The organism is Streptomyces silaceus (assembly GCF_001419745.1).
Lineage (GTDB): Bacteria > Actinomycetota > Actinomycetes > Streptomycetales > Streptomycetaceae > Streptomyces > Streptomyces silaceus.
The window spans coordinates 1-10942 of the sequence record NZ_LIRJ01000177.1; the positions used below are offsets into that span (position 1 = coordinate 1).

At 69.7% G+C, this 10942-nt stretch carries 7 protein-coding genes and 1 pseudogene; 5 read left to right on the top strand and 3 right to left on the bottom strand.

All coding sequences use genetic code 11. The annotated features are described in order from the left end of the window. On the bottom strand, positions 1-664 hold a 664-nt coding region (locus AOK22_RS17560; protein ID WP_055699610.1), incomplete at its 3' end, for an IclR family transcriptional regulator. Between the two features lie 267 nt (positions 665-931). Here AOK22_RS17560 and metH point away from each other — a divergent pair. From metH to AOK22_RS17580, 4 genes are all read left to right on the top strand, one after another. After that, positions 932-4468: a methionine synthase gene (metH, locus tag AOK22_RS17565; RefSeq protein WP_055699611.1), complete on the top strand. Its 3537-nt coding sequence runs from the start codon at positions 932-934 to the stop codon at positions 4466-4468. 115 nt (positions 4469-4583) lie between these two features. After that, positions 4584-5279 (top strand): HAD family hydrolase, encoded by a 696-nt coding sequence (locus tag AOK22_RS17570; RefSeq protein WP_055699612.1) that lies wholly within the window; start codon positions 4584-4586, stop codon positions 5277-5279. Positions 5280-5626: 347 nt separating this feature from the next. After that, a complete protein-coding gene (locus AOK22_RS17575) occupies positions 5627-7234 on the top strand; it encodes an ABC transporter substrate-binding protein (RefSeq protein ID WP_055699613.1) in 1608 nt (535 codons plus the stop codon). Between the two features lie 76 nt (positions 7235-7310). After that, complete coding sequence (locus AOK22_RS17580) at positions 7311-8897, top strand: ABC transporter substrate-binding protein (RefSeq protein WP_055699617.1); 1587 nt, start codon at positions 7311-7313, stop codon at positions 8895-8897. A 97-nt stretch (positions 8898-8994) separates the two neighbouring features. On the opposite strand, the gene AOK22_RS17585 is transcribed toward AOK22_RS17580, so the two are convergent. Together AOK22_RS17585 and AOK22_RS17590 are read right to left on the bottom strand one after the other, a co-directional pair. Then, entirely contained in the window at positions 8995-9666 is a 672-nt protein-coding gene (locus tag AOK22_RS17585) for a response regulator (RefSeq protein WP_055699614.1), read from the bottom strand. 15 nt (positions 9667-9681) lie between these two features. Further along, entirely contained in the window at positions 9682-10563 is an 882-nt protein-coding gene (locus AOK22_RS17590) for a RecB family exonuclease (RefSeq protein WP_055699615.1), read from the bottom strand. Positions 10564-10692: 129 nt separating this feature from the next. Between AOK22_RS17590 and AOK22_RS17595 the strand changes: the two are divergent. Then, positions 10693-10942, top strand: a pseudogene (locus AOK22_RS17595) (hypothetical protein); the annotation flags it as partial.

Sequence of the window (10942 nt, forward strand, 5' to 3'; positions counted from 1 at the left end):
CCACGGCGCCGGTGACGCCGACCGCGCCGACCGGCATGCGGCGCCGGTCGTGGATGGGGGCCGCCACGGAGGCGATGCCCTCCCAGGTCTCCTCGACGTCCGCCCCGTACCCGCGCGCGCGGGTCAGGTCGAGGACGCCCTCGAAGTCGTCCGTGCCGGTCACGGTGTGCACGGTGAACGTCTTGCGCTCGGCCTCCAGGGCCTCGTTGTGCGCGACCGGGTCGTACGCGGCGAGCACCTTGCCGAGCGCCGTGGAGTGCAGCGGCTGCATGGCGCCGACCTCCAGGACCTGGCGGCTGTCGTCGGGCCGGAAGACGTGGTGGACGATCAGTACGCCCTGCTGGTGCAGGACCCCCAGGTGCACGCTCTCGCCGCTGGAGCGGGCCAGGTCGTCGGTCCACACCAGGGCGCGGGCCCGCAGCTCGTGCACGTCCAGATAGCTGTTGCCGAGGCGCAGCAGCTCGGCGCCCAGCTGGTAGCGGCCCGATGCGGAGTCCTGCTCCACGAAGCCCTCGGCCTGGAGGGTGCGCAGGATGCCGTGCGCCGTCCCCTTGGCCAGGTCGAGCGCGGAGGCGATCTCCGAGAGGCCGAGCCGTCGCTCGCCGCCCGCGAGCAGCCGCAGCATCGCCGCGGCCCGTTCGAGCGACTGGATGTTGCGTGCCATCGCAGCCCCGACCTCCGTCCCCTCGCGCCACATTCCACGTTCGACAATGCTGAACACTATCGGTCGTTGTCGACCTCTCGCTAATGCGCGGACGCCCCGTGTTGCCCCGATCGCCCATGTCAAGCATCTGTTCGAGCCAGGCGCGTCCTGTCGGTCCGCCCCGTGGACGCCTTCACAACGGGACCTTCGTCCCGGCTACCCTGGCCGAGTGCGCCCTTTGAAAGAAGGCGCAAAGCCGACAGCCGTCGCACTCCAGGGAGCTCTTTCATGGCCTCGTCGCCAACCCCGTCGTCGCAGTCCACGCCCGTTCCGTCCGAGAGCCGGGCGCGAGCCGACGCCCTCCGCGAAGCCCTCGCCACCCGTGTGGTCGTGGCAGACGGCGCGATGGGCACGATGCTCCAGGCGCAGGACCCCACTCTTGAGGACTTCCAGAACCTCGAGGGCTGCAACGAGATCCTGAACGTCACCCGCCCCGACATCGTGCGCTCCGTGCACGAGGAGTACTTCGCGGTCGGCGTCGACTGCGTGGAGACCAACACCTTCGGCGCGAACTTCGCCGCCCTGAGCGAGTACGACATCCCCGAGCGGAACTTCGAGCTCTCCGAGGCCGGCGTCCGCATCGCCCGCGAGGTCGCCGACGAGTTCACCGTCTCCACCGGGCAGCAGCGCTGGGTCCTCGGCTCGATGGGCCCCGGCACCAAGCTGCCGACCCTCGGCCACGCCCCGTACACCGTCCTGCGCGACGCCTACCAGACCAACGCCGAAGGCATGATCGCCGGCGGCGCCGACGCCCTCCTGGTGGAGACCACCCAGGACCTCCTGCAGACCAAGGCCGCCATCCTCGGCGCCCGCCGCGCCCTGGACGCCACCGGCGCCAACCTCCCGCTGATCTGCTCGGTCACCGTCGAGACCACCGGCACGATGCTCCTCGGCTCCGAGATCGGCGCCGCGCTCACGGCCCTGGAGCCGCTCGGCATCGACATGATCGGCCTGAACTGCGCCACCGGCCCCGCCGAGATGAGCGAGCACCTGCGCTACCTCGCCCGCCACTCGCGCATCCCGCTCTCCTGCATGCCCAACGCGGGCCTGCCGGTCCTCGGCAAGGACGGCGCCCACTACCCCCTGACGGCCCCCGAGCTGGCCGACGCCCAGGAGACCTTCGTACGCGAGTACGGCCTCTCCCTGGTCGGCGGCTGCTGCGGCACGACCCCCGAGCACCTGCGCCAGGTCGTCGAGCGGGTGCGCGGCATGCAGGCGCCCGCCCGCGAGCCGCGCCCCGAGCCCGGCGCCGCCTCGCTCTACCAGACCGTGCCGTTCCGCCAGGACACCTCGTACATGGCGATCGGCGAGCGCACCAACGCCAACGGCTCGAAGAAGTTCCGCGAGGCCATGCTGGAGGGCCGCTGGGACGACTGCGTCGAGATGGCCCGCGACCAGATCCGCGAGGGCGCGCACATGCTCGACCTCTGCGTCGACTACGTGGGCCGCGACGGCGTCAAGGACATGGAGGAGCTGGCGGGCCGCTTCGCGACCGCCTCCACGCTGCCCATCGTCCTCGACTCGACCGAACTCCCCGTGATCCAGGCCGGGCTGGAGAAGCTCGGCGGCCGCGCGGTCATCAACTCCGTGAACTACGAGGACGGCGACGGCCCCGAGTCGCGCTTCGCGAAGGTCACCGCGCTCGCCAAGGAGCACGGCGCCGCGCTGATCGCGCTCACCATCGACGAGGAGGGCCAGGCCCGCAGCGCCGAGAACAAGGTCGCCATCGCCGAGCGCATCATCGACGACCTCACCGGCAACTGGGGCATCCTCGAGTCGGACATCCTCATCGACACCCTGACCTTCACCATCTGCACCGGTCAGGAGGAGTCCCGCAAGGACGGCGTCAACACCATCGAGGCCATCCGGGAGCTCAAGCGCCGCCGCCCGGACGTCCAGACCACGCTCGGCCTTTCCAACATCTCCTTCGGTCTCAACCCGGCCGCCCGCGTCCTGCTCAACTCCGTCTTCCTCGACGAGTGCGTCAAGGCCGGCCTGGACTCGGCGATCGTGCACGCCTCCAAGATCCTGCCCATCGCGCGCTTCGACGACGAGCAGGTCACCGTCGCCCGCGACCTGATCTTCGACCGCCGCGCCGAGGGCTACGACCCGCTGCAGAAGCTCATGGAGCTCTTCGAGGGCGTCTCGACCAAGTCCCTGAAGGCCGGCAAGGCCGAAGAACTGCTCGCCCTGCCGCTCGACGAGCGCCTGCAGCGCCGCATCATCGACGGCGAGAAGAACGGCCTGGAGGCCGACCTCGACGAGGCCCTCCAGGACACGCCCGCCCTCGACATCGTCAACAACACCCTCCTGGAGGGCATGAAGGTCGTCGGCGAGCTCTTCGGCTCCGGCCAGATGCAGCTGCCGTTCGTGCTCCAGTCCGCCGAGGTCATGAAGACCGCGGTGGCGTACCTGGAGCCGCACATGGAGAAGTCCGACTCCGAGGGCAAGGGCACCATCGTGCTCGCCACCGTCCGCGGCGACGTGCACGACATCGGCAAGAACCTCGTCGACATCATCCTGTCCAACAACGGCTACAACGTGGTCAACCTCGGCATCAAGCAGCCCGTGGCCGCGATCCTGGACGCCGCCGAGGAGCACCGCGCCGACGTCATCGGCATGTCGGGCCTCCTGGTCAAGTCCACCGTGATCATGAAGGAGAACCTGGAGGAGCTGAACCAGCGCGGCATGTCCGCCGACTTCCCGGTGATCCTCGGCGGCGCGGCCCTGACCCGTGCGTACGTCGAGCAGGACCTGCACGAGATCTACGAGGGCGAGGTGCGCTACGCCCGCGACGCCTTCGAGGGCCTGCGCCTGATGGACGCCCTCATCGCGGTCAAGCGCGGCGTGCCTGGCGCGACCCTGCCCGAGCTCAAGCAGCGCCGCGTCCCCAGCAAGGCCTCCGCGGCCGTCCTGGAGGTCAACGAGGACGAGGGGCCCGCCCGTTCGGACGTCGCCACCGACAACCCCGTGCCCACGCCGCCGTTCTGGGGCACCCGCGTCGTCAAGGGCATCCAGCTCAAGGAGTACGCCTCCTGGCTCGACGAGGGAGCGCTCTTCAAGGGCCAGTGGGGCCTCAAGCAGGCCCGTACCGGCGACGGACCCTCGTACGAGGAACTGGTGGAGACCGAGGGCCGCCCGCGCCTGCGCGGCTGGCTGGACGAGCTGCACACCAAGAACATGCTCGAAGCCGCCGTCGTGCACGGCTACTTCCCGTGCGTGTCCAAGGGCGACGACCTGATCATCCTCAACGACGACGGCTCGGAGCGCACCCGCTTCTCCTTCCCGCGCCAGCGCCGCGGCCGCCGCCTGTGTCTCGCGGACTTCTTCCGCCCGGAGGAGTCCGGCGAGACCGACGTCGTCGGACTCCAGGTCGTCACCGTCGGCTCGAAGATCGGCGAGGCCACCGCCGAGCTGTTCGCCGCCGACTCCTACCGCGACTACCTCGAACTGCACGGCCTGTCCGTGCAGTTGGCCGAGGCCCTCGCCGAGTACTGGCACGCGCGCGTGCGCGCCGAGCTGGGCTTCGGCGGCGAGGACCCCTCCGACGTCGAGGACATGTTCGCCCTGAAGTACCGCGGCGCCCGCTTCTCGCTGGGCTACGGCGCCTGCCCCGACCTGGAGGACCGGGCGAAGATCGCCGAGCTGCTCAGGCCGGAGCGGATCGGCGTCCAGCTCTCCGAGGAGTTCCAGCTCCACCCCGAGCAGTCCACGGACGCGATCGTCATCCACCACCCCGAGGCGAAGTACTTCAACGCGCGCTGACGCCTCGGCGAAACCGGAGCGCGCGTTCCACGGACGAGTCGTACACTGGTCGGTCCAGCTCAGGCCGGTTCCCCTCGGGGAACCGGCCTTCTCGTCCCTCATGGAGGTGTGCCGGATGACCAGTACGGTCCCCGCGCTTGGTGCTCGAACGGCCGAGGGCTCCGCCCTGCAAGGCGTCCTCCTGGACATGGACGGCACCCTGGTGGACACCGAGGGCTTCTGGTGGGACGCCGAGGTCGAGGTCTTCGCCTCCCTCGGCCACGCGCTCGACGAAGCCTGGCGCGACGTCGTCGTCGGCGGCCCCATGTCGCGCAGCGCCGGCTTCCTCATCGAGGCCACGGGCGCCGACATCACGCTGCCCGAACTGACCGTGCTGCTCAACGACGGCTTCGAGGACCGCATCAGCCGCTCGCTGCCCCTGATGCCGGGCGCGGCGGCCCTGCTGGCCGAACTGAGGGCGCACCGGGTCCCGATGGCCCTCGTCTCCGCCTCGCACCGCCGCATCATCGACCGCGTCCTGCAGTCCATCGGCGCCCACCACTTCGAGCTCACCGTCGCCGGCGACGAGGTGACCCGCACCAAGCCGCATCCCGACCCCTACCTCCTGGCCGCCGAGGGCATCGGTGCCGACCCCGCCAGATGCGCGGTCATCGAGGACACCGCCACCGGCGTCACCGCGGCGGAGGCCGCGGGCTGCCGGGTGGTGGCCGTCCCCTCGGTCGCGCCGATCCCCGCCGCCGTGGGCCGCACCGTCGTGCCCTCGCTGGAACACGTCAACCTTCCTTTCCTGCAAGGCCTCATGACCCTCTGACAGCTCGGAAGGATCTCGTCCATGCCTGGTTGAAGGTGTGACGTTTCCCACGCCAAGGGGGGTCGACAGTGGGGCCCCTGTGTGCAGTGCCCCCTCCTGGGGTCCCTGGGGGCGTGACGTTGTGTCCCGATTGATGGGAGCGTGCACGAAACCTTCCGGTGTCGGGTTATCGGTGTGTCCGCGCCCGGTTTCGCAGCGTGATTGATGGCTGGTTCACGCACTCCCCGACAGGAACCTGGTGCGGACTAATCTCATCGCGAGAACATCGCCCCACCCCCCGTGCCCCACCAACCCACACCCCGCGTTGCGGGATTCACGGGATTCAACAGCTCTGGAGAACGTCGAGCATGAACCGCAAGACTTTGGTGCTGCCGGCTGTCATAGGTCTGCTCGCCCCCGCGCTGGCCGCGTGCGGCGGCTCCGGCGGCGACGACGGCGACAAGGCGATCGCGGTCGGCACCACGGACACGTTCGCCGTCTCGAAGGAGGTCCCGGCTCCCTTCGACCCGGCGTACGCCTACGACGCCGGCTCCTGGAACGTGCTCCGCCAGACGATCCAGACGCTGATGGCCATGCCCCGCGGCGACGGCGAGCCCCAGCCCGAGGCCGCCGAGCGGTGCGGCTTCACCGACACGGGCAACGAGCGCTACGCCTGCACCCTGCGCAAGGGCCTGACGTTCTCCGACGGCTCGCCGCTGACGGCCGCCGACGTGAAGTTCTCCATCGAGCGCGTCCGCGACATCAAGCTGAAGGACCCCAGCGGTTCCGACGGCCTGGTCTCCAACGTCGACCACATCGAGGTCCAGGGCGACCGCGACGTCGTCTTCCACCTCAAGACGCCCGACGCGACGTTCCCGTACAAGCTGGCGACGCCCACCGCGGGCATCGTCAGCAAGGAGCACTACAGCAAGAACAAGCTCCGCGACGGCTTCGATGTGGACGGCTCGGGCCCGTACACGGCCAAGCACGAGATCGAGGACAACCGCGTCGTCAAGACCGTCTTCACCAAGAACCCCAAGTACAAGGGCGGGTTCAAGGTGCAGAGCGACAAGGTGGAGCTGCGCAACTTCGGCGACGCCGACGCCATGGGCAAGGCCCTCAAGGACGGCGACATCGACCTGATGACGCGCACCATGTCGCCCGAGCAGGTCAAGCAGCTCGACGGCTCCACGAGCAAGCAGATCGACCTCGTCGAGATGCAGGGCCTGGAGATCCGCTACCTCGCCTTCAACACCGACGCCCCCACGGTCAAGAGCAAGGCCGTGCGCCAGGCCATGGCCCAGATCATCGACCGCGGCGCGCTCGCCTCCTCGGTGTACGGCTCGACGGCCGACCCGCTGTACTCGCTGGTGCCGACCACCATCACGGGCCACGCCAACTCGTTCTTCAACAAGTACGGCAACCCGAGCACGGACAAGGCCCGCTCCCTGCTGAGCAAGGCCAACATCACCACCCCGGTGAAGCTGACGCTGCACTACACCACCGACCACTACGGACCGGCCACCAAGAAGGAGTTCGAGGTGCTGCAGAAGCAGCTCAACGACTCCGGCCTGTTCGACGTGTCGATCAAGGGCACGCCGTGGAGCACGTTCCGCGCCGCCGAGCGCGACGGGAAGTACGCCGTCTACGGCATGGGCTGGTTCCCCGACTTCCCCGACGCCGACAACTTCGTCGCGCCGTTCCTCGACAAGGACAACTTCCTCGGCTCGCCGTACGTGAACCGCACGATCAACGACCAGCTGATCCCGACCTCCCGCCGTGAGGCCGACCGGCTCGCCGCCTCCAAGAGCATGCGCCGCATCCAGGACATCGTCGCCGAGGACGTCCCCGTGCTCCCGCTGTGGCAGGGCAAGCAGTACATCGCCGCGCGCGACGACATCACGGGCGTGGAGTGGACCCTCAACTCCTCGTCGAACCTCCAGCTGTGGGAGCTCGGCCGCGGCGTCAGCGGCTGATCCTCCGCGACGAAGGGGGCGGTTGACCACCGCCCCCTCGGTTCCACCGAACGACCACAACACCAAAGGCACGTACGTGAAATGTCGTAACCAGTGGCTGGCCCTTCCCCTCACGGGAGGGCTCGCCGCCGCTCTGCTGACCGGCTGCGGCACCGAGTCGGGCGGGGCGGGGGACACCGGCGACGCGGTCGTGATGGGGATGTCCGACGAGGTCCTCGCCACCGACCCGGCGTCCGGCTACGACCCCGGATCCTGGCTGCTGTTCAACAACGTCTTCCAGTCCCTCCTGAGCTTCCCCAAGGGCGCCACGGAACCGGAGCCGGAGGCCGCCAAGGAGTGCGGCTTCACGGACACCGAGGCCAAGGTCTTCAAGTGCGAGCTGCGTGACGGACTGAAGTTCAGCAACGGCAACGCGCTCACCTCGAAGGACGTCAAGTTCTCCTTCGACCGCATGCGCACGATCAAGGACGAGACCGGTCCGGCGATCATGTTCCCGATGCTCGACCGCGTCCAGACCCCGGACGCCAAGACGGTCGTCTTCCGGCTGAAGTACCCCGACGCGACCTTCCCCAGCAAGATCGCCTCCGGTGCCGGCTCGATCGTCGACCACCGCGAGTACGCCATGAACGGCCTGCGCAAGGACGGCGAGGCGGTCGGCTCGGGACCGTACAAGCTCGACTCGTTCACCAAGGACCAGGCGGTCTTCTCCGTCAACTCCGGCTACCGGGGCACGGCCAAGGTCAAGAACGAGGGCGTGGCCATCCGGTTCTTCCACGGCGACCAGAAGGGCCTCAAGAAGGCGCTCCTGGACGGCGACATCGACCTGGCCTACCGAGGCCTCGCCGCCGCGGACATCGCGGACATCGAGCGGGACACCTCCGGGGAGGGCAAGGACCTCGACGTCGTGGAGGGCACCAGCGCCGAGGTGCAGCACCTGGTCTTCAACATGAAGGACCCGGTCGCCGGCAAGCTCGGCGTCCGCAAGGCCATCGCCTACCTGCTCGACCGCGACGCGCTGGTCAAGGAGGTCTACCAGGACACGGCGACGCCGCTCTACTCGATCGTCCCGGCGGGCATCGGCGGCCACAACACCGCGTTCTTCGACACCTACGGCCCCCGTCCGCAGCGCGCCAAGGCCGCCGCCGCGCTGCGCGGCGCGGGCGTCGACGGCAAGGCGAAGCTCACGCTCTGGTCGACGCCCTCGCGCTACGGCCCGGCCACCGACCAGGAGCTCAAGGCCATCGCCAAGCAGCTCAACGCCTCCGGGCTCTTCGAGGCCGACGTGAAGTCCGTCGCCTTCGAGCAGTACGAGAAGGACATCGCGGCCGGCAAGTACGGCGTCTACGTCAAGGGCTGGGTGCCGGACTACCCGGACCCCGACAACTTCACGCAGCCGTTCTTCGGCAAGGGCAACGTCCTCGGCAACCACTTCGAGAACAACGCCATCACCGGGAAGATCATCCCCGGCACCGCCACCGAGAGCGACCGCACCAAGACCGACAAGCAGTACGCCGAGCTGCAGGACATCGTGGCCGACCAGGTGCCCGTCCTGCCCGTCTGGCAGGCCAAGCAGTACGCCGTCGTGCGCGACAGCGTCTACGGTCTGGAGTCCTGCCTGGACGCGTCCACGGTCTTCCGCTTCTGGGAGATCAGCAAGGGCTGAGCCCGGCGGCCGGCCCGGTGCCGGCCCCGGTCGACGGCGAAGGCGGCCACCCCCTCGGGGGCGGCCGCCTTCGCCGTATGCCGGACGGTGTGCGCCGCTACTGCGCGCCCGGCCGCACCAGACCGCTCTCGTACGCGTACACCGCGGCCTGCACGCGGTCGCGCAGGCCCAGCTTCGTCAGCACGTGGCCGACGTGCGTCTTCACGGTCGTCTCGCTCACGAACAGGTCCGCCGCGATCTCCGCGTTCGACAGGCCGCGGGCCACCAGCTTGAGGACCTCGACCTCGCGCTCGGTCAGCGTGTGCAGCGTGTCCGGCACCGGCTCTTCGCCCGAGGGCAGGTGCGCGGAGTACTTGTCGAGCAGGCGGCGCGTGATGCTCGGCGCGAGCATCGCCTCGCCCGCGGCGACCACCCGGATCGCCTGCACCAGCTCGTTGGCCGGGGCGTCCTTGAGGAGGAAGCCGCTGGCACCCGCGCGCAGCGCCTCCACCACGTACTCGTCGAGGTCGAAGGTGGTGAGCACCAGGACCTTCGCCGGACCGTCCCGGCCGGGGCCGGTGATCTGCCGGGTCGCCTCGACACCGTCCATCCGCGGCATGCGGATGTCCATCAGGACCACGTCGGGCTGCAGCGCCCTGACCTGATCCAGAGCCTGCAGGCCGTCTCCGGCCTCGCCGACGACCGCGATGTCCTGCTCGGCCTCCAGAATCATCCGGAATCCGGTGCGCAACAGCGGCTGGTCGTCGACCAGTAGGACGCGGATGGCCACGTGTCTCTCCCTTTGCTAGCCCGGGGCCATTCTGCCCTGCTCGCCCTCCCCGGACCCGGGCGCCCTGACAGGAAGCGGATACGGCGGGGGAGTCCCGCCGAATTCCGGGCAAACCGCCTGATGGTCGCACCAACCGCACAGTTTCGTCGGCCGCGGCCGCCAGTCGCCCGTCTCCGTCGCCAGCTCGATCGCCTCCCAGAGCGCGAGCAGCTTGCGCTCGACCCGCTCCAGGTCGGCCACCACCGGGTCGTACGTGATCACGTCGCCGCTGCCCAGATAGACCAGTTGGAGACGGCGCGGCACGACGCCCTTCAGGCGCCACACCACGAGGGCGTAGAACTTCATCTGGAACAGCGCGCCCTCCGCGTACTCCGGACGCGGGGCCTTGCCCGTCTTGTAGTCGACGATGCGGACCTCGCCCGTGGGGGCCACGTCCACCCGGTCGATGATGCCGCGCAGCTTCAGCCCCGACTCCAGCTCCGCCTGCACGAACAGCTCGCGCTCGGCCGGCTCCAGGCGCGTCGGGTCCTCCAGCGTGAACCAGCGCTCCACGAGCTTCTCCGCGTCCGCCAGCCAGCGCGCCACGCGCTCGCCCTCGGGATCGTCGGCGAACAGCTCCGTCAGCTCGGGCTTCGACTCGCGCAGCCGGTCCCACTGGCCCGGGATGAGCGACTTGGCGCGCGGCGCCGTCCGCTCGCTCGCGGGCGCGTCGAACAGGCGCTCAAGGACCGCGTGCACCAACGTGCCCCGGGTGGCCGCCTCGCTCGGCTTCTCCGGCAGCTTGTCGATCACCCGGAACCGGTAGAGCAGCGGACACTGCATGAAATCGCCCGCGCGCGAGGGCGACAGGGATGCCGGGCGCACGGCCGCCGCGGCACCGTCGGTGCTGGTTTCCATGAGGACAGACCCTACGACCCGTCACTGACAACGGACGCATACCATCGACGACAGACCCTCTCGCCCTGCATGATCGTGCATGTAATCGCGCCATACCGGGGCGAGGGACGCTTCTAACGAGGGGACATCGTGGACGAGAGCGGCGGGAGCGGCAAGCCGCGGTCCGACGGCGCCGAGGACCGGCGACCGGACGACGCGGACGCCTCCCAGGAGCCCACGCGCCCGGTCGGCACGGCCCAGGAACCGACGCGTCCGGTCGACGCGGCCCAGGAGCCGGCGCGCCCGGCCGACGGTCCGGCCGCCGACACGCCACCGGAGCCCGAGCGCCCGGCCGCCTCACAGGACGCGCGCCGGACCGCCGCGGACGGCGACGCCGAGC

Coding starts and splice junctions, on each gene's coding strand:
- metH (WP_055699611.1), top strand. CDS start 932: ATGGCCTCGTCGCCAACCCCGTCGTCGCAGTCCACGCCCGTTCCGTCC.
- AOK22_RS17590 (WP_055699615.1), bottom strand. CDS start 10,563: ATGGAAACCAGCACCGACGGTGCCGCGGCGGCCGTGCGCCCGGCATCC.
- AOK22_RS17575 (WP_055699613.1), top strand. CDS start 5,627: ATGAACCGCAAGACTTTGGTGCTGCCGGCTGTCATAGGTCTGCTCGCC.
- AOK22_RS17570 (WP_055699612.1), top strand. CDS start 4,584: ATGACCAGTACGGTCCCCGCGCTTGGTGCTCGAACGGCCGAGGGCTCC.